The organism is Candidatus Saccharibacteria bacterium (assembly GCA_016699895.1).
GTDB lineage: Bacteria > Patescibacteriota > Saccharimonadia > Saccharimonadales > Saccharimonadaceae.
This window is the reverse complement of sequence record CP064991.1, coordinates 363972-382832: the sequence shown is the minus strand read 5'-3', so window position 1 is coordinate 382832 and position 18861 is coordinate 363972. Positions and strand designations below refer to the sequence as shown.

Here is an 18861-nt window from a genome sequence, read left to right as displayed (position 1 = left end):
ACTGCCTTTTGAGGGCAGTTCTTTATTTATGAATTTACAGTTTCACCCGATTGAGCAGTAACGAGCTCGAGACGACCGATACCGAACTAAATGCCATGGCTAGGCCAGCCAGCTCTGGACTGAGTTTGAGCCCTACCCAAACGAACACCCCGGCAGCGATCGGTATACCGATAACATTGTAGATAAACGCCCAGAACAGGTTGAGTTTGATGCGATTAAATGTCTTTTGACTGAGAGCGAGTGCCGTCACGATGTCTCGCAGGTCATTTTTGACTAGCACGATACCGCCGGATTCAATCGCTATATCCGTACCGGAACCCATAGCAATGCCGAGATCTGCCGCCGCTAGGGCCGGTGCATCGTTGATACCGTCACCCACGAATGCCACTTTGCCGCGGGATTGTAGCGACGCTACATGGTCAGCTTTGTCGCTCGGCAGAACCTCGGCAACTACTTCGTTGATACCAACCTGGTCGGCGATAGCTCGCGCCACGCGTTCATTGTCGCCCGTGATCATAATGGTGTGATATCCTCGTTTTTTGAGCGTAGCGATCGCTGCAGTCGACGTATCTTTTGGCGTGTCCTGGATGGCGATCAGACCAGTGGCTTTGTTTTTGCTGCCAACAATGACGACGGTTTTTGCCTCATCCTGTAGACGCTGCATTTCCTTTTCTAATGTGGTGTCAAGTTTGCCTGGGAGCAATGTCCCATTGCCGATAAAGGTCAGCGCGCCGTCTATCTCCGCACTCACACCTCGGCCCTCGAGCGCTCGGAATTTAGTCACCTTTTTAGGTTCGATACCTAGCTCGCTAGCTTTATCCAAAATCGCTGCTGCCAGTGGATGCTCCGATGCGTGCTCTAGGCTGGCCGCTAGCTGCAAAACTGCTTTTTCATCACCAACAACATCAGTTACAACTGGTTTACCAAGGGTAATTGTGCCAGTTTTATCAAATATAACGGTCTGGATGTCATGAGCGGCCTCGAGAACCTCGCCATTTTTAATGATAATGCCCATTTTTGCCCCGCGACCCGTCCCGACCATCAGCGCCGTTGGTGTCGCCAAGCCTAATGCGCACGGGCAGGCAATAATAATGACCGCGACCGCATACAGCATAGCAGTCGCAATATCCGCATCCAACAATACGTGCCAAACGACAAACGTGAGGATAGCGATAATGAGAACGGTAGGCACAAAAATATTCGAGATGGTATCGACCGTTTTCTGGATTGGCGCGCGGCTGACCTGAGCCTTTTTCACCAGCTCAACAATCTGAGCTAGCAAGGTGTCATGACCAACCTTGGTTGCCTGGAACATGAACATGCCAGTTTTGTTGATGGTCGAACCGATCACGGTATCACCTACTTTTTTGCTAACTGGCAGACTCTCTCCGGTCACCATTGCCTCGTCGATCGTCGATGAGCCCTCGACGATGACGCCGTCCACCGCGATCTTTTGTCCGGGCTTGACCTGCACAATGTCACCAACTACAATCTCCGTGAGCGGAATCTGAACTAACTTGCCACCACGCAACACTTCGGCATCTTTGGCTTGCAAGACCAGTAATTTTTCGATCGCACTATTAGCGCGACCTTTGGTCATCTCCTCGAACAGTTGGCCTAATAAAATAAAAGTGATCACGAACGCTGCCACTTCAAAAAACACCGGTTGGTGATTCAGCATGGCGTACATGCTATAGATATAGGCAGTTGACGTGCCGATGGCAATCAGCGTATCCATGTTGGCATGGTGATTGCGAAAGGCCGCCATCGCTGTACGAATAAATGGCCACGCACCGATTATCATGACGACTGTCGTCAAGGCAAACATCGTATAGGTATGACCCGGCAGCTCCCAGCCAAACAGCGGACGCGCCATCATCTCGAACGCCATCGGCAGAGAGCATAGTAGCGAAATAACAAAGCGACTTTTAACGCTCATTTATTTGATCACCACCTTGCCGTGGAACATGTTCATGCCGCAGGCGTACTGGTATTCGCCTGGTTTGCTCGTATCGATCTCGATCGGGTAGGACTCATTAACTGGCAATGTTTCATGGATGCCAAAATCTGGAAATACCACCTCATTAAAACAGCCTGACGGGTCTTTGCGGTCAAAGACAATCTTGGCCGGCACACCTTGTTTTAGCACGACCGTATTTGGCGTATAGCCGCCCTTTACCGTCACGGTTACTTCTTGGCTATGATCTGACATATTTGCCTCCGTTTCAGTTGTTTTGCGTTTTCCAAAGAACCACCATAGAATAAAGCTGGTTACAATAACGGCGCCGACAACAATGATGATTTTGTCCATATTCCCCCTCGTTTTATCCTTTCATGATACTCGCGAGGAGGTGTTCCCGTCAAGCCGCTGCTCTGTTATTTCCGTATCGTTATTATGCTATACTATTAGGTATGGATATTCTGCTGATATCGCTAACTGGACTCGTTCTAGTTTGCTTGCTAGCGTTCCGATTTCAGGCAGGACAGTCGCGTTTTGAAATCAATAACTTGGCTGAACACAATAAAAAATACCGCCAATTAGCACGTTTTTTGGATCTCTATCCAGGATTATCGATTCTCGTTCATGCGTTGGCGCTAGTCGTCGCAATCTTATTAACTGGTCTGTCGGTCAACGCCTGGGGATTATGGGGTGGTGGGGCTATTGCATTTGGCGCAATCCTCCTGTCATGGCTCCTGGGGCGCATGCTCCACGGCGTTGCGGCGTCACTCATCGGTAGTCATCTCGACTTTTTCAATCGCTATTTTGCCTGGACCGGCATCCTGAGCAAGCTCGTTATCGCCAGCGACGAGCCGCATATTGGTTCCGAGGCCGAGCTGATGCACCTTATCCATAATGGTGATTTTCTCGACGACGACACCAAAGACCTGATTAAAAATACGATCGATTTCAAAGATAAAGCGGTCAAATCGGTCATGACGCCGCGCGCCAATATCGGTTTTATCCATAGTCGCGATCATTTGACTCCGAAACTGCTCGACGAACTGTTTTCGTCTGGCTACAAGATCTTCCCGGTTATCAATAACAGCATCGATCACACTGTAGGATTTCTCTATCTCGATGACGTCTTGCCGATCGACCAACATGAAAAAGTGCTCGCCGACGTCATCCGCAAAGCGCCGCCGCCGGTCGATCAAACCGCACCGCTCGAGGCGGCTCTCAAACAAATGGCAGAATACCACAGTTCAGTACTGTTGGTTGAAAAAGACGGCAAAGTTGTCGGACTCGTCACTATGACAGATATTGTTCGATCACTGTTTGGCTCACACGATTTATAAGATATAAAAATTAATAAAATATTGACAAATTAGATATAATTTGCTATAATAATACCTATAAACTATGCGTGGTTTAGGGGAGGTTCGACATGACCCGAGAGATTTCACTATCGTATCGTCGCGAGACGACTGGAATCGACGGCCAAACGATTGTCGCAGGATGGCTAGAGTTAGCCTCTACCGATCCAAGGCAAATTATTCCCGAAACTACGCACCCTATCGAATCTATGGCGGAAAAGTTCCTGCCGATGCCGGATACCCTGGCCCTGAACACCATCGACCAGATCACCGAGGGAGTTCACGCTACTACCGAAATTATCGATGGAATCGGTACCGGCGATATCGAAAGCACTGCAAAATCCACTGCAGATCTGATAAAACCCGCCTTAAAATCAGGCAATGAGGCCGAGACTCAGATTTCCAACGAACAGCAAATCATTTTGGACGAAATAGAAAAAATCTTTGCGGGGGAATAATGATCCGACACTGCGAATATCTGATGTCACATTAGCTGCGTAATATTACAGAGTAGTATATGTGCTAAAATAGTACCAAGAATTTTAGAGAAAGGACTACTAAAATGAGAACGCTAGTTTCGGATGCAGCTACAAAAATAGGCGAGCATGTAACGGTCAAAGGCTGGGTACATTCGCGCCGTGATCACGGCGGGTTATTATTCGTCGACGTGCGTGACCATACCGGTCTAGCACAGATCGTGTTTCATCCAGACAACCAGGCAGTCTTTGCCGAGGCTGAAAGCCTGCGCGATGAATACGTTATCAGTGTTACTGGTCAGGTCGTCGAGCGTGAGGAATCGCTCAAAAATGCCAAGATTGTCTCTGGTGATATCGAAATCACTGCCGAGGAATTAACGGTCCTCAACCGCGCTGAAACATTGCCGATCCAACCATTTAGCGATCAACAATCTGGCGAAGAACTCCGTCTCAAATATCGCTATCTCGATTTACGTCGTCCAAAAATGCAGACCATGCTAGCCCGTCGCGCCGAAATGTACAAACGGTTACGCGCCTACATGGAATCCAACGATTTCATCGAAGTCGCCACGCCAATTCTCGCAAACAGCAGCCCAGAAGGCGCTCGCGACTTTTTGATTCCGTCGCGCCTCCAACAGGGTCAGTTCTACGCCCTACCCCAGGCACCGCAACAGTTCAAACAGCTCCTGATGGTCGGTGGCGTGCCGCGCTATTACCAATTCGCTGCCTGTTTCCGCGACGAAGACCCCCGATCCGATCGATTGTACGGTGAATTTTACCAGCTCGATCTCGAGATGGCCTTTGTCGAAAACGGCGAAGAAGTCCGAACGCTCATGGATCCAGCGATCAAAGATCTAGTCACGAATTTTGCCGGTAAAATATTACTATCCGAGGATATTCCACGCATTCCATATCGAGAAGCCATGGAAACCTACGGCTCCGACAAGCCGGACCTCCGTTTTGATATGAAGCTCGTCGACCTAACCGAAGTGTTCGTCGACTCCGGGTTCGGTGTATTTAAAAATGCCGCCTCTAGCGGTGGTGCGGTCAAAGCTATCTGTGTCAAAAACGGCGCCAGCCTGAGCCGCAGCCAAATTGACACCTTTACCGAAATCGCAAAGGGTGAGGGTGCGGGCGGACTAGCCTACCTGACCTACAAAGACGGCGCGGTGCAATCGCCAATTGCTAAATTCATGAGCGAAACTGAGCTCGCTGCCGTCAAAAGTCAGACTGGCGCAGAGGATGGTGATGCCGTATTCTTTGGCGCCGACATACGCGGCAAAGTCAACGCTGTGCTGGGCCGACTGCGTAACGAATTTGCCACGCACTTTGGCTTGAAAGATCCAAACGTTGTCGCGCTAGCCTGGATCGTTGATTTTCCATTTTATGAAATGGATGAAAAGACCGGTACAATGGACTTTGGTCACAACCCGTTCAGCATGCCAAAAGGTGGGCTAAAAACGCTCGAGGAAACCGATAATAAACTCGACATTTTGGCCGATCAATACGACATGGTGATGAACGGCTATGAAATTTGCTCCGGTGGCGTGCGCAACCACAACCCAGAAGTCCTCTACAAAGTGTTTGGCTTGCTCGGCTTTACACCGGAATACGTCGAGGAAAAATTCGGCGCGATGCTAAACGCCTTTAAATACGGTGCGCCGCCACATGCTGGCTGCGCCTACGGCGTCGATCGCATGTTCATGGAGCTCATGGGCGAGAGTAACATCCGTGAGATCGTGGCTTTTCCGAAAAACGGCAGCGGTCAAGACGTCATGATGGCCAGCCCAGCCCACGTTGACAAAGCTCAGCTCAAAGACCTCGGGCTATAATCAGATAGCGCCGTACTTTGCCCCGACCGAATCGGCAGCTTTTCCCAGCCAAGCGTCAGCCAGACTTTGACCTTCTGCCGAGAGCAGAGCATTGTGTGTCGAAAAACAACTCTCGGGTTTGATAGCTGTGATAAAATCCATCGCCTCAGACATTTTCATCCACGGCGCGCTAGCTGGGACAGCTAATGTCTGAGTCTTGTAACCCTCTGGAACGTAGAACGAGTCACCTGGATAATATAGTTCTCCACTATTCACAATAACGCCCAAGTTAGCAGGAACTGGATAATCCGGATGAATAGTCGCATGCGTACCGCCGACGAAATCCAAACTAAACGGACCGCAGTCGATATGTTCTCCGGCCGCCACAGCATGGCCGCGGCTAGGGTCGGTTAGCTGCTCGATAATGCCAGGCGGCGCATAGATCTTGACGTCAGGATTCTCAGCAATGATGTTATCGAGTTGTGCTTGGTCAAAATGGTCGCCATGTTCATGAGTAATAATCACCGCAATAATATTCGGATGCGCCACAAAATCCGTCGACCAACCACCCGGATCGATGACTATAGCCTGATTGTCGATAGTGAGCTCGAGACATGAATGTCGAAATTTCTTTATTTGCATACCACTATTTTACTACAAAAGCTTTAGGGCGCTGGCAATCGCTGTGCCGGGCAGGCGTCAAGGACTCGCGCCATCGCATCATATTCGGCCTGCGTTACCCAGAGTTCGTATTTTAATTTAACAGCGATCTGGCGCGCGACATATTGGCAACGAAAAACTTTATTGCTCGGTAGCCATGTCGCCGCATCGCCATCAGATTTTTGCTGGTTAGCCGCGCCGTCAACCGCCAAAAGTTCGAGATCATCATTAGCGAGCGCCTCGCGTTTGGCAGCATCCCAATTTTGGGCACCCTTTTGCCAAGCATCAGACAGAGCGACGACGTGATCAATCTGAACAGCGCTCGAAGTGCCAGACCCGCGTTTAAAATCCATCACTGTGCCGGTATAAGGATCGTTCAGCTGGCCGCTCAGTACCGTGCAGCCATCTTCACCGAGTTTTACCTCAGTCAAATCGCGCGCCAGTATCCTCTGACGCGTATCGCAGTCCCGCCAAGTCTCCCAGCCGCTACCAAATTTTGCGCGTTCATAGCCCGTTTTGGGCGCCCGACCCTTGACTATCAGCTTCGGCAAACTCTCACGCGCTAGCGGCTGATCAGAACTGGACAAGACCGCTTCGCTAGGAGTCGTTTTGCTATCTGTGCCCAGATTGCTCCAACTTTGATAGGTCAAAAATAACGCTATCACCAGACCGATAATAGTAATGGCTGTGCTGCGTCGTCGTCGATAGATTCGCCTAGACATACCTTCTATTGTAACCCGCGCCGACACTTTTCATAACCACAGTTTCATGATAAAATATGAGATATACAACGAGAGTAAACTAAACAAAGGAGCATCAGTGTCCGGACACAGTAAATGGTCAACCATCAAACGACAAAAAGGCGTCGCCGACGCCAAACGTGGCGCGGTTTTCACAAAAATCGGTAACGCGATCGCCATCGCCGCTCGTGGCGGCATCGATCCAACCATGAACTCAGCGCTAGCCCTAGCTATTGAAAAGGCAAAAAGTGCCAACATGCCGGCCGCCAATATCCAACGTGCCATTGACCGCGTGGCTGATAAATCAGCTGCCGCCCTCGAAGAAGTCGTCTACGAAGGCTACGGCCCGGGCGGCATCGGCATCATCATCGAAACAGCCACCGATAATCGTAATCGCACATTTCCAGAGGTCAAGAGCACTCTGACCAAACATGGCGGTAACGTCGCTGAACCTGGTTCGGTGGCCTTTCAATTTACACGAAAAGGCGTGATCCACATCAGCCTAGACGGCCAGGCAGCTGACGACGTGCTACTGATGGCGCTAGATGCTGGCGCCGAAGATGCCACCGAAGACGACGGCGAAATTGTCGTCTATACCGATATGAAAGACCTTCACAAAGTCCGAGCCGCGCTAGCCGATAATGGATTAAAAGTTACCGACGCTAACCTAGAATACGTCGCCAATACTCCGGTTGAGATCAGCGACCCAACTGTTGCACAGAAAGCACTGAACTTGCTAGACCTGCTGGATGAATTAGACGATATTACCGCCGTCCATACCAACGCGGACATCACCGCCGACGTCTAGTTAGACAGCGGATATATGGTATGGTATAATGACAATCGAGCAAACCTATTTCGGGGTGTGGCGCAGTTGGTAGCGCGCGCGGTTTGGGACCGTGAGGTCGAAGGTTCGAGTCCTTTCACCCCGACCAAGTTTGCTAGAGTTTATTTTCGAAGGCTTGTTTTCGGGGTGTGGCGCAGTTGGTAGCGCGCGGCGTTCGGGACGCCGAGGTCGTCCGTTCAAGTCGGATCACCCCGACCACATTAAGATTGCAGGATTTATCCTGTTATTTTATTTTGTTCTTTAGTGAATGCAATAATATTTCACCCAAAGAAAAGAAAACACCCCGCATCCACAGGGAGTAAACGGGGTCTGCCGCGACTGTCTGTTAAAAAAGACGGTGACGGGGCGCTCTAATCGAGTGATGAAAGATAGAAAAACCTAGAATCAGCCAATGAGCGACTAGTGAGAGAATGAGGAAAGTAAGGAACTGTAGACACTCCCTTCAGCGTGAGGCTAGCTTGGTTGCAACGATGGATTCGTTGTTGTCAGCCAGCCCCACGCTACGAGGGTCAGGGTAGAGGCCGCTGTCAGAGCGGCGTGCCCTTGTTGACTTACGGCGTCGTGGTCGGCGTGGGCTCCGGTGTCGGCGTGCTCGGACTCGGCGTCGGAGTTGCCGTCGGCGTGGGTGTCGGTGACGACACCTTGGCAGTTCGCGCCGACGTCTTGCTGGCGGTGTAGTACCCAGTCGACTTGCCGGTCACCTTCACCGTCAGGCGGTAGCCGACCAGCCCTGTGGAGACAGTGAAGGTCGAGCTTGTCGCGCCGGCGATCCGGTACGACTTGCCCTTGGCGTTCACCTTGTACCACTGGTAGGTGAACGTCGTGGTGTTCGGCTTCCAGGTCCCCGAGGTGGCCGTCAGGACCTCACCGACGACGGCCGTCCCGGTGATGACTGGGGTCACCTTGGTCAGGTAGCCATACCGCACCTTGGCAGTTCGCGCCGACGTCTTGGACTTGGACGTATTGTAGCCGTCTTTGGTGGTCCAGACCTTGACCTTGACCCTCTTGCCCCGATCGCTCGGGGTCAGGGTGTAGGTCCGGCCATTGGCGTCCGTGATCTTTGTGGAGTTCCGGTACCACTGGTAGTGGTACTCGACTCCGGACGACCACTTGGACGTCTTGGCAGTCAGGGTGCGACCGACCCGGCGGGTGCCGGAGACGGAGACCTTGCCCTTGGCTAGCGACCCGGCCTTGACTGTCTTGGTAGCGGACGAGGTCTTGCTGACCGACGTATAACCGGATTTCGATCCGGTCACCTTGACCGAGATGGCCGCGCCGAGATCGGCGGCGACCAACTTGTAGGTCGATTTGGTCGCGCCGGTGATCGGTGAACCGTTCCGCAGCCACTGGTACTTCATCGACGCCTTCGGGCTCCAGGTCTTCACCTTGGCGGTCAGGGCCTTGCCCACCTTGGCCGACCCCGAGATCGTCGGGGTGTAGGTCTTGGTGAAGGAGTGGGGTGTTGCCGGCGGTTCATCCGGTGTGCCTGGCGGGACGATTGCCGGATAGGAACTGGTGTAGGTATCCAGGTAGCCGGTCGTCTGGTTGGTGACCTGGATGGTCACAACTGGTGAACCGTTCTGGATCGTGGCGCTCACGACTGTCACCCGATCGAACTTCGGGGTGACAGCAACCTGATCGCCAGAGACCGAGATGGTGGCGTAGTAGCTAACCACCGTTCTCTGAGCGACTGGCACGGCGTTGATGACGTTCGGCAGGCCGTAGGTCTGCTTCAGCCTCAGGCACTCCCGCTCGTAGCTGGTGTCGTAGCCCATGTCCTCGAGCTTCTTGATGCGTGCTTTCAGACTGTCGATGCCATCCTGGGCAACACCAGGTCGTGCAGCCCATTCAGCAGAAAAGAAGTTGATGGCTTCATCCGTGCCGACACGCTGAGCCGGACCGAATCCCACCTCCGATTCTGTGACTGAAATGGGCTTGTCTGCTCGGTAGTCGTCGCCACACGAGAACAAGCGGCTCTCAACAGCGTTGATGGCCTCCCAGATGTCGTTATTGAAGTAGGCGGCCTGTGCCACAGGGGCATGTGCAGTGAGCAGCAACGCGAGGGTCGCAGAGATGACTGTTAGCCACCTCAAAGGACCTTTCATACTTGCCTCCTTGTTAGGTGCAGTTAGTCAACTTGACTATCCGTAGCTAATTATATATAATAGATATGAAACAGTCAATAACAATTGTCAATAGTTATTTTAGAATTACATAATAGGGAGGGAGTAAAATGGGCGAGAACAAGGATGGTCAGGTTGCGTTAGATAAACCTAAGTCCGCTAAAAAGTTTACTCCTATATTTATTACTATAATACTAGCTACTTTGATAGCTATATTTGTTTTAGGTCTTGCCTCTGGCTTTATTTATATTGGCACCAAAAAGCCCAGTCAAGCTATAGTCATTCAAACTCCAATTTGTAGCTCTGATGCTTCCATAGACAAATTAAATACTTATTTGGATGATGTCACCAATGGCGATCAATCCAAAACCAAGAAAGCAATTGAATCCTAAAAGCTCCGACGACTCTCGACTCGGGTAGCCCAGCCTATTATTATGTATCCGACGGTATTAGCGACAACGGTAGATTCCCATTCACATGGGTAGGTTTCTATTGGAATTCTGCTGGCTCAAAAACAATTTCGTACAATCCTAGAAAATGTAACAATGGTGGCTACGAGGACAATACTGACGGTGACCCGCGAGTTACTATATATAAAGTCAACGCAAGTGGTAGCCCTAGCGGCACAACACTAGTGAGTACAACGCACATAAATGCTTGCCATAATAATGATAGCAATACAAACTTCACGTTCACCCTCGATAGCAGTTCTTATGATAATGATATTGGTATGTATGCCGCTATCGTTAGAGTAGACTCAAGTGGCGATGGCGACTCTAGAGCATGGTTTAATTTGGAGACTGCAGATACTGATGGTGCTCAGTTTGGCGTTATGGGAGGCTATCCCGCAGGATACTCACGCGATTTTAGCTCTAGTAGTGCAGGCGGATATTACAATCTCCAGACTGGATTTGGAAGTTGTGCTTCTACGCAGAAGCCTAATCAGGAAGTAGCTTTTTATGATACGGATAAAGATAAATACCAGGACAGCAGTTGGGATGATAACGCCCTAAGAATACAATTCTATAACACAACAACCGGCACGAACATAGCTAATAATTCAAGCGTAATTGATGATAAGTCAAGAATATCAATAAGATCCGGCACCGCAACATGGCTTAATCTAACAGCAAACTCGGGCCAAAGTGCTAGTTTAACCTTTGATATGGCAGCCAATACTGGATATCAATTAAATATTCAGAAGTTACGAGAAGGCAACGACATAACTGTTGAGGTGCCGACTAACGAGATATACAATAAAAAAGTTTGCCGCAATGAGTGGAATATAACTGCTTCTAGCTCTGTCAGCGCGGCAACCGCTACGGTGGGCAATACAGTCACCTGGACACATACGATTACCAATAGCGGACCGGACGCTACTGATAGAGCTGTTACATATGGTTATAATCATACAAATGGTTGGTCTGGTTCGACCGCAGCAGGAACAGTTAGTGCGGGGCGGGGCACGGGCACTGCGGCAACATATACCGAGTCACGATCCATTACATCCGCTGATGTTGGTAAAACTTTCTGCTCGCAAGCTTATGCTACCCCTTCGAACAATTCTGGCAGCGGCACTGTATACTCTACCAGTCAGTGCGTTACCATCCCCGATTGGACTCTGACGGCGACTACTTATTCTGCAGTCAATCACGCTAATCCGACCAGCAATACAATAGATACTTCTAGTAATGCGCTATACAATAACAATCGTAAGACTGCCTATCCGAGCCATCCGACCTTTGGTGGTCACGCGGCTGGCGCCGAAGACAAGGTGTACTATATGGTTCGAGTTATACGGAGCAGTGACGCCGCTCCAAGCGCAGCAACTTTTAAATATTACCCGAGCTGGGCCTTTGGTTCCGGTCTAATTGCTGCCAATAGCGTTAACAGTGGTCAAACCGATGTTAGTTCACTGTGTCCTACTGGTTTTAGCTACGATACATCTTTCAAGCGCTGCACCAAAGGTAGTTCGTGGACTGACGCCTCGTTAGCTTCTGGAGCAAGCGGCTATTACACATTAACAACAGCCGATCGGCTGTGGAACAATTCACTACCATCCGGTACGACGCTAAACAACCTCAAGGGCATGGATCTGTGCTACATAATGAGCTTTAACCGGCGGTCACTCACTAGTGCGGGCGGCAATGATACGACCGCTGAATATTGGGGCAATCTAGACGGCTCTACCGAAAACCGCTGCTCTGTCACGGTACGTACACCATGGATTCTCGAGCCACGAGTTGCTAATAGTCTAGGTATAGGTACCCAAAACGCGGCAGTCGGAGACACTTATACTATTACACCTAGCGTGGGTAGTTCGCAGAATAATGTTAATGGTACTAGCCACAACGTTTCAATCGTCCAGGTTATAGGCTCGGGCTCTTGGACGCCGACCCAAGGCATAACCGCTAACCTGAACGTGGCGCCAACGGCTGCTAACATTGCGAGCTTTGGCAGTGGGGCAGCCAGTATCGCCACGCTCTCTACCGTCAGTGGTCTCACTGATGCCAACTTTGCCTCTGGGACGTGGAATGGTACGGCGCTTTCTCAGACCTTCCAGGATGCCTGGTATGGCAAGAAGGTCTGCTACTATACGGTCGTCTCTAACGCTGGTGGTTGGGCCTATGACAAGACGACCGAATACCGCTATTCTAACCCAGTTTGTGTCAAGTGGTCAAAATCTCCACAGGTGCAATTACGTGGTGCTGATGCATCGTCGGGTGGTATCTGGGATGGTACGAGTACCGCGTACAATGGTGGGTTCCTCGGTGTGTCGCAATCGGATGCTAGACGTGGTTCCTGGTCACAGTATGGACTACTCGGCTACAAGGGTACGAGCGCCACAACTGGTAACGTGAGCTTCTTTGGCTCAGGTGGCTGGACTGCTAACTACAGCGCCTCTAACCGCGTGAATGCCTGTGCCGTCACCTTTGCGAACGTTATTGGTTCTACCACCTGTAGCACCAGCGCAACCGGCGGTGGTTTATATAACGGCAGCTCACTGACGCAGACGATTAGCCTGCCAACCAATGCCAAGCTCACTACGGCGGCGGTCAATGCGTTGCCGCTAGCTGGCGCCACGCCAATCACTGATGCGATGGTTGATGGCCTCGCGAGTGGCACATACCGCGTGAATGCCGATACGCATATTACTGCCTTGACGCTGACTTCGTCTCGGCAGATCACGCTCGTCTCAGCCGGCAACATCTACCTTGATGGTAACATTACGACGGCGAGCTCGACCTTCTCTGATCTCAACCAAGTACCGATCTTGAACATCATTGCTGGGGGACAGATCATTGTGGGGACAGGTGTGACGCAGCTGTTTGGGACCTACATTAATGCGAGTGCCTCGGCAACCAGCGGTTTCATAACGTGTCCCGTGAGTAGCAGCTCGACCGACATGCGCGATGGCGGTGCTTGTAATAGCCAGCTACGAGTCAATGGGGCAGTCATCTCTAGAACTACACCAGCTCTGCGTCGCACGATTGGTTCAGGGTACAGCTCATCGAGCACGACGACGGTTACCACAAACGGTGAGACCCATCTCGAGTCAATAACGGCGTCTGAGTTGTTTAACTACCAGCCAAACCTGTTCCTCACACCGTATGCCATTAGACAGAGCTCAACCACTGGTAACACCTGGATCGTGACGAAACAGACTGTATTACCGGCGAGGTTTTAGGGGGATACATTTTAGCGAGGGCGCGCGATTGCTACCGCGCGCGCCTTGTCGGCTAAATCATCTAGTAATTGCAGGGCTTTTTTAGCTTCATTGCCACTAGGATGTAGCGCCGTGTCGTGAAAGCGTCGCCTGGCGGCTAGAAGTAAAATTTCATCTGCTAATTTAGGGTTTTTCGGCAACATCGGCCCGTGTAGATAGGATCCGAAGACATTGTGTACCCGCGCGCCTTCTGTATTGTTCTGGCCGTTGTTCCCCGCTCCTTTTACCACCGTAGCCATCCCCGCCTGTCCGTCATTTAAATGCGTCAGCCCGCTATGATTCTCGTAGCCAACCAATTGATAACCTGCCCAGTCTGTCACGATATTGCCAATCAGGCGTTTGTCGCCAGCTACGGTATAGGCATCGAACAATCCTATCCCCGGGATCTTGACGTCATCGGCCGTCTGAAAATAATGCCCGAATAGCTGATAGAGTCCACAAATCACCAGCATCGGTACGCCGTCTTGCGCTAGTTGACGTAGCTTCGGTGCTAGCTGCATCAGATCGTCGGTGATTTTCGTCTGTCCCGAATCCTGACCGCCACCGCCTAAAATAATATCAACATTATCCGGAAAAGTGTCGCCCGGTTCATATGCTACGACACTCACCTTGAAACCGTAGAGCTCAGCCCTGCGCGTCAGAAACTCTAGGTTGCCGTGATCGCCGTAAATATTCATCTCCGCCGGATACAGCATGACGATATTTAGAGCTCGACTCATGCTTGCCTCCGTGCCTTTAGGGCTTTACGAATTTTTAACATCGCGGTATAGGTCGCATAGATTTGCATCGGACGATCTGTCAAAAACTGGTCTACCGCCACGGTTAGATCAGTTTCAACCGCCCCAACATTAATTCCGCTCGTCTCTAGGCGCAACGCCATGTCATACGCTCTGACACCGCTGATCATTGCAACTGACGACAGTTTGGAAAAGTCCACATCCCACAACCAACTCATGTCTCGCCCATCGGCATATTGGTCGTTAATGGCGATCATTGTTGCTGCGTTAGGATCATTCTGGCTAGCTAAACTGATGCGAAAACCACTCGGATTTTTTACCAAAATCAACTCTAGCGGCTGACCGTTAATCGTAAAACTTTCGCCACGACCAAAGGCTGGTTGAACCTGAGATAACGCCGCAAGCGACTCGTCCGCCTCAAATTTATCACCCAGGATTTCCCTGACTAGCGCCAACGCCGCAGCCGCATTGAGCGCATTGTGCGCACCGCGTAGCAATAATTCCGATGATCCGATGTTAAATGTCGCCGTCGATCCATCCAGTTCGTCGAGCTTAACTGTAGCGTCCGGCTGACTAGCCGAGCTACGTTTTTTCGTACTATAGAGCTCATCATCGTTCGGAAATAATGTTGCAACCGATCCGGAATAGCCGAAATAGACTTTCCTGTTCGCCGTAATCGCCGCTACGAGCGGATCTTCGCGGTTCAAGACCACCGTTCCAGTAGTTTGATTGGCTACTTTGGCTAGCAATTTAGCCGTGGTATCGATCTCACCAAATCGGTCGAGCTGATCACGCAAAACGTTCAAAATCAAAGAATATTTGGGTGGAACTTGTCGCACAAAGTGCACCGCATGCGCCTCGTCGAGTTCCACAACGGCGATATCGGCGTCGAGCCGACCACGCCGCATTTCGAGCGCCGCCACACTAGCGATACCTCTGGTAAAATTGCTGCCGCTCGGGTTTGTAAAAACTTTTAGTCCAGCCGCCCGTAGCAACTCCACGACAATTTTCGTCGTCGTTGTCTTGCCGTTAGTGCCGCTAATGACCACTACACCGTACGGTAAATTAGTCAGGGTGTCTCGCAGGAAATGTGGCGATACTTTTTCGACCACCAACCCAGGCAAAGCCGAACCGTGGCCACCTCGTAATCGAGAGGCTTTTGACACGATTTTTCCCAAACTACTAGAGAGAAGGAGTGATTTCATCTGCCTCTATTCTACCACATTGTCCGAGCGGAAATCGTGCCGCGTTTTCAACTTCAGGTATATGATGACGCCAAACATGACCACGTACATCCCAATGATGACTGGCAACGATATCGCAACTTTGCTCTGGGCTAGTGGCAATTCGGACACCCAGTTCGCTACACCAATAACGTAGTTCAGCAGTTGCGTCGCAGGCCACGCGATAACACTGGCAATCGCGGTTGGCAATAGGAAAGCCATGACGCCAGACAGAAAGGTCAGCAACATAACGAGCGGTAAAAGCGGTAACGCCAAGATATTCGCAAGCATACCATAGAGCGAAAACTGCCCCATAAATAGCGCCATTATCGGCGCAGCCACTAACTGCGCGCTCAACGTTTCGATAAAGACCTGTCGCAAGCTCGCCATCGGTGATGTTTTGGTCGGTTCTTTGTTGTCCGCCTGCTTTTCCCCAAAGAAATAGGCTGTCAATAGTGGCGCCAGAATAATCACACCAACGAAACTGAGGAATGACAAATACCAGCCAACATCACCCCAAACGCTCGTGGGATTAATGATGACCGTGATAGCCGCCACAACTGCGAGCAACGCAACTGGATGAAATCTCCGACCGTAATACCAGGCCACGAGCGACAACATGGCAACTAGTGACGCCCTAGTCATACTGGGTGAAAACCCGACTAATGCCGCAAATCCGATGGCTAGCCCACTGGAAAAAATCAAGGCGACTAACCGCGAGACTTTGGCGAACAAACGTCTCGCAAATCGAATCAAAATCGTCAGGTTGTAGCCGCTCGCCACCACGATGTGCGTCAAGCTCGCAATGATAAAGGCTTGAGACAAATCTGCCGGCAAAGCAGTCTTTTGACCAGCTAAAATCCCCATGCCGAGATCCACCGCCGGCGCAGGTATCACCGACCGCAGCCTTTCTCCAAAGCCATCCCTCAGATCGCGTAGTGGATCGGCCTGATCTGAACGTTCAATATGATCCAATTGACCGTAGCTCACTGTTGCTGCAAAACTACCGAAACCACCCTTTAATGTACCGCTTGCCTCGACATGGTCACCGCGTTTAATATTATGAAAACTCATTACTGAACTCAGCCAAATCTGGCCCGGCATAGGCTCAAAATAGCTCGTGATATCCGGTTCGCCCTGCAAGCGGTCGTCATCTGACTGTGTTATGATTTCTACATTTTCGATGCGCAGTTTCACGACGTTACTCGCGTCTACATCCGGATCATCAGCAATCGTCCCGATGATTCTGACTTCTTGCCCGATATATTGCCGGTAAACAGATAAATCGGTGCGAGCCGTCATGCCGCGCCACACTCCAAATAATAGACCAGCCATGAACGCTGCTACGATCATGATGCGGAGTCGGCTGACGATTGCAATCATACATAAAACGAACCCCAAGATCAGCCAAATTGTGCCGTCCTGCCACACGCTAGTCGGCAAAATCGATAAACCAACGCCAGCAACCAGCCCTAAACAACCGGCTGTGATCAGCCAAGAAATGTGAGCTCGCGAGTTGCATGCATAGTGCCACAATCGCCCTAGTAACAATCGAGCTCTCATCTCATCAGTATAGCACAAGCACACATAAGACAACTGCAAACAAAAAACGCCGTGGGAAACGACGTTTTCTATAAATTGCTAATGGTGAGACGGGCGGGGCTCGAACCCGCGACACCAGGCTTAAAAGGCCCGTGCTCTACCAACTGAGCTACCGTCCCAAATTTGGAGACAACCTAAATTCTATCAGAAATCTCCGTTATCTGCAAGGTCTGGCGTTGTCTCTAGGCGCCGACTTTGTCTTTTTTCTGACCGCGCCGCGCATTTTGCTCGACGTATTCAATGATTGGCGTCGCAACGTCTCGCCCAGTTACCTTTTCGATGCCAAACCCTGGACTAGCATTGACCTCTAGCACCAATGGTCCACGATCACTGCGCATGATATCGACACCAGCGAGACTCAGACCCATCGCTTTGGCGGCTTTGATCACAACCTTACGCTCTTCGTCGGTTAGTTTGATCGCTACCCCCTCGCCACCGCGGTGGAGGTTGGAACGAAAATCATCATCGAGAGATTGTCGTTTCATGCTCGCCACCACACGACCGCCCACTACAAAGGCGCGGATGTCTACTCCGGCCGATTCTTCGACAAACTCCTGAATCATGACGTTAGTGCCGTCCTCGTTATAGATATAAAAAGCCTGCAAAGCTGATTTCGCGGCCTTTTTAGTATCAGCTAGAACCACGCCATTGCCGTGTGTTGACTGGCCTAATTTAATGATAACTGGCGCACCGCCGACCTGGTCCAACATACCGTCAATATCGGTAGAATTACGCGAAAAAACCGTTTTCGGGACGTCAACTGCCTTGGCCATGATTTGAGTGGCACGCAGTTTGTCGCGCGAGCGCTGGATAGCAATGGCACTAGCGGTCGTAAAGATACCCTCGCGCTCGAGCTGACGCACGATAGCCGTACCATAACGAGTCATATAGTTAGCAATGCGCGGAATGATCGCGTCGTACTTTTTAATGTCGATTTCCTTCCCTTTGTAGATAACTTTTGGATCTTGGCTATCAACCGACACAAAACAGTTTTTGTATTTGATCACATCAACCGAGTGACCACGAGCTTTGGCTGCCTCGACTAAACGCTTGGTGGAATAGTTAGCGTTGCCGTTGGATAAAATAGCGATTTTCATTTAGCACCTCCTTTATACTTCACGTAGAATTTACGCGGGTTGCTCGATAATTCCTGATTCAATTTTCCAGTTTCTCTACTGTATTTTCTCTGGTGCTCAAAATCACCTGCTTTGACATCGACGAGAAACTTACCGCTAATTGTCCGCCGACCGATCAGGACTGGATACTGGTTATTCGACCGATCCGACAAGTTAAACAGTGCCTTTATTCTACGTCCATTTAGGATAATTGTAAAGTGCGTACGATAGCGAATCTGTTCATGCCCAGATGAGCTACGCACGATAGCAACCTTGTAGTCGGTGCGTTTGAACACTTTGCCGCTATAATACGGCGAACCCTCGCCAAACAAGGCAAATTTGAGCACACCGTCTTTGCTGACTCGGATTTTCGAAGCCCACACCGCCGAGCTATCTGCGCCAGTGTCAATTTTCGCCGGCACGCCAATGGCTCGCCGACCGAAGTCAACTTTGGCATTTTTACCGATGATTGGTCGCTCATTCAT

At 50.7% G+C, this 18861-nt stretch carries 16 protein-coding genes and 3 tRNA genes; 8 read left to right on the top strand and 11 right to left on the bottom strand.

Annotated elements, in window-relative coordinates:
* Window positions 1-34: 34 nt before the first annotated feature.
* Complete coding sequence (locus IPL44_02065) at window positions 35-1939, bottom strand: copper-translocating P-type ATPase (GenBank protein ID QQS17089.1); 1905 nt, start codon at window positions 1937-1939, stop codon at window positions 35-37.
* Complete coding sequence (locus tag IPL44_02060) at window positions 1940-2311, bottom strand: cupredoxin domain-containing protein (GenBank protein ID QQS17088.1); 372 nt, start codon at window positions 2309-2311, stop codon at window positions 1940-1942. It lies immediately after the preceding gene.
* Between the two features lie 101 nt (window positions 2312-2412).
* Between IPL44_02060 and IPL44_02055 the strand changes: the two genes are divergently transcribed.
* The 3 genes from IPL44_02055 (at window position 2413) to aspS (ending at window position 5623) form a co-directional block, all read left to right on the top strand.
* The gene (locus tag IPL44_02055; protein QQS17087.1) at window positions 2413-3297 is read left to right on the top strand and encodes a CBS domain-containing protein; all 885 of its coding nucleotides are present in this window, start codon (window positions 2413-2415) and stop codon (window positions 3295-3297) included.
* A gap of 89 nt (window positions 3298-3386) precedes the next feature.
* The gene (locus IPL44_02050; GenBank protein ID QQS17086.1) at window positions 3387-3773 is read left to right on the top strand and encodes a hypothetical protein; all 387 of its coding nucleotides are present in this window, start codon (window positions 3387-3389) and stop codon (window positions 3771-3773) included.
* A 104-nt stretch (window positions 3774-3877) separates the two neighbouring features.
* Window positions 3878-5623, top strand: a complete 1746-nt coding sequence (gene aspS / locus IPL44_02045; protein QQS17085.1) for an aspartate--tRNA ligase — start codon at window positions 3878-3880, stop codon at window positions 5621-5623.
* On the opposite strand, the gene IPL44_02040 is transcribed toward aspS, so the two are convergent.
* Both IPL44_02040 and IPL44_02035 read right to left on the bottom strand, forming a co-directional pair.
* Window positions 5624-6244, bottom strand: a complete 621-nt coding sequence (locus tag IPL44_02040; protein ID QQS17084.1) for an MBL fold metallo-hydrolase — start codon at window positions 6242-6244, stop codon at window positions 5624-5626.
* 23 nt (window positions 6245-6267) lie between these two features.
* A complete protein-coding gene (locus IPL44_02035) occupies window positions 6268-6984 on the bottom strand; it encodes an HNH endonuclease (protein ID QQS17083.1) in 717 nt (238 codons plus the stop codon).
* A gap of 97 nt (window positions 6985-7081) precedes the next feature.
* Here IPL44_02035 and IPL44_02030 point away from each other — a divergent pair, with 97 nt between their 5' ends.
* From IPL44_02030 to IPL44_02020, 3 genes are all read left to right on the top strand, one after another.
* Window positions 7082-7810 (top strand): YebC/PmpR family DNA-binding transcriptional regulator, encoded by a 729-nt coding sequence (locus tag IPL44_02030; protein QQS17082.1) that lies wholly within the window; start codon window positions 7082-7084, stop codon window positions 7808-7810.
* 51 nt (window positions 7811-7861) lie between these two features.
* A tRNA-Pro gene (locus tag IPL44_02025) sits at window positions 7862-7937 on the top strand.
* A 34-nt stretch (window positions 7938-7971) separates the two neighbouring features.
* A tRNA-Pro gene (locus IPL44_02020) sits at window positions 7972-8047 on the top strand.
* 353 nt (window positions 8048-8400) lie between these two features.
* On the opposite strand, the gene IPL44_02015 is transcribed toward IPL44_02020, so the two are convergent.
* On the bottom strand, window positions 8401-9954 hold the full coding sequence (locus IPL44_02015; protein ID QQS17785.1) for a hypothetical protein: 1554 nt from the start codon (window positions 9952-9954) through the stop codon (window positions 8401-8403).
* A 128-nt stretch (window positions 9955-10082) separates the two neighbouring features.
* Between IPL44_02015 and IPL44_02010 the strand changes: the two genes are divergently transcribed.
* Both IPL44_02010 and IPL44_02005 read left to right on the top strand, forming a co-directional pair.
* The gene (locus tag IPL44_02010; GenBank protein QQS17784.1) at window positions 10083-10364 is read left to right on the top strand and encodes a hypothetical protein; all 282 of its coding nucleotides are present in this window, start codon (window positions 10083-10085) and stop codon (window positions 10362-10364) included.
* 242 nt (window positions 10365-10606) lie between these two features.
* Entirely contained in the window at window positions 10607-13660 is a 3054-nt protein-coding gene (locus tag IPL44_02005) for a hypothetical protein (protein QQS17783.1), read from the top strand.
* An 11-nt stretch (window positions 13661-13671) separates the two neighbouring features.
* Here the strand turns inward: IPL44_02005 and IPL44_02000 are convergent, their stop codons facing one another.
* The 6 genes from IPL44_02000 to IPL44_01975 all read right to left on the bottom strand — a co-directional run bounded on the left by IPL44_02000 (window position 13672) and on the right by IPL44_01975 (window position 18861).
* A complete protein-coding gene (locus IPL44_02000; protein QQS17782.1) occupies window positions 13672-14418 on the bottom strand; it encodes a glutamine amidotransferase in 747 nt (248 codons plus the stop codon).
* The gene (locus IPL44_01995; GenBank protein QQS17781.1) at window positions 14415-15641 is read right to left on the bottom strand and encodes a DUF1727 domain-containing protein; all 1227 of its coding nucleotides are present in this window, start codon (window positions 15639-15641) and stop codon (window positions 14415-14417) included. Before IPL44_01995 ends, IPL44_02000 begins: the two co-directional genes overlap by 4 nt.
* A 6-nt stretch (window positions 15642-15647) precedes the next feature.
* Window positions 15648-17222, bottom strand: a complete 1575-nt coding sequence (locus tag IPL44_01990) for a ComEC/Rec2 family competence protein (GenBank protein QQS17780.1) — start codon at window positions 17220-17222, stop codon at window positions 15648-15650.
* An 82-nt stretch (window positions 17223-17304) separates the two neighbouring features.
* A tRNA-Lys gene (locus IPL44_01985) sits at window positions 17305-17380 on the bottom strand.
* Between the two features lie 63 nt (window positions 17381-17443).
* Complete coding sequence (locus tag IPL44_01980; protein QQS17779.1) at window positions 17444-18358, bottom strand: RimK family alpha-L-glutamate ligase; 915 nt, start codon at window positions 18356-18358, stop codon at window positions 17444-17446.
* Window positions 18355-18861: an ATP-dependent zinc protease gene (locus IPL44_01975; GenBank protein QQS17778.1), complete on the bottom strand. Its 507-nt coding sequence runs from the start codon at window positions 18859-18861 to the stop codon at window positions 18355-18357. Before IPL44_01975 ends, IPL44_01980 begins: the two co-directional genes overlap by 4 nt.

What these genes read in the sequence shown, in the direction of transcription:
- IPL44_02065 (QQS17089.1), bottom strand. Translation starts at nt 1,939, where the DNA reads ATGAGCGTTAAAAGTCGCTTTGTTATTTCGCTACTATGCTCTCTGCCG.
- IPL44_02060 (QQS17088.1), bottom strand. Translation starts at nt 2,311, where the DNA reads ATGGACAAAATCATCATTGTTGTCGGCGCCGTTATTGTAACCAGCTTT.
- IPL44_02055 (QQS17087.1), top strand. Translation starts at nt 2,413, where the DNA reads ATGGATATTCTGCTGATATCGCTAACTGGACTCGTTCTAGTTTGCTTG.
- IPL44_02050 (QQS17086.1), top strand. Translation starts at nt 3,387, where the DNA reads ATGACCCGAGAGATTTCACTATCGTATCGTCGCGAGACGACTGGAATC.
- aspS (QQS17085.1), top strand. Translation starts at nt 3,878, where the DNA reads ATGAGAACGCTAGTTTCGGATGCAGCTACAAAAATAGGCGAGCATGTA.
- IPL44_02040 (QQS17084.1), bottom strand. Translation starts at nt 6,244, where the DNA reads ATGCAAATAAAGAAATTTCGACATTCATGTCTCGAGCTCACTATCGAC.
- IPL44_02035 (QQS17083.1), bottom strand. Translation starts at nt 6,984, where the DNA reads ATGTCTAGGCGAATCTATCGACGACGACGCAGCACAGCCATTACTATT.
- IPL44_02015 (QQS17785.1), bottom strand. Translation starts at nt 9,954, where the DNA reads ATGAAAGGTCCTTTGAGGTGGCTAACAGTCATCTCTGCGACCCTCGCG.
- IPL44_02010 (QQS17784.1), top strand. Translation starts at nt 10,083, where the DNA reads ATGGGCGAGAACAAGGATGGTCAGGTTGCGTTAGATAAACCTAAGTCC.
- IPL44_02000 (QQS17782.1), bottom strand. Translation starts at nt 14,418, where the DNA reads ATGAGTCGAGCTCTAAATATCGTCATGCTGTATCCGGCGGAGATGAAT.
- IPL44_01995 (QQS17781.1), bottom strand. Translation starts at nt 15,641, where the DNA reads ATGAAATCACTCCTTCTCTCTAGTAGTTTGGGAAAAATCGTGTCAAAA.
- IPL44_01990 (QQS17780.1), bottom strand. Translation starts at nt 17,222, where the DNA reads ATGAGAGCTCGATTGTTACTAGGGCGATTGTGGCACTATGCATGCAAC.
- IPL44_01980 (QQS17779.1), bottom strand. Translation starts at nt 18,358, where the DNA reads ATGAAAATCGCTATTTTATCCAACGGCAACGCTAACTATTCCACCAAG.
- IPL44_01975 (QQS17778.1), bottom strand. Translation starts at nt 18,861, where the DNA reads ATGAATGAGCGACCAATCATCGGTAAAAATGCCAAAGTTGACTTCGGT.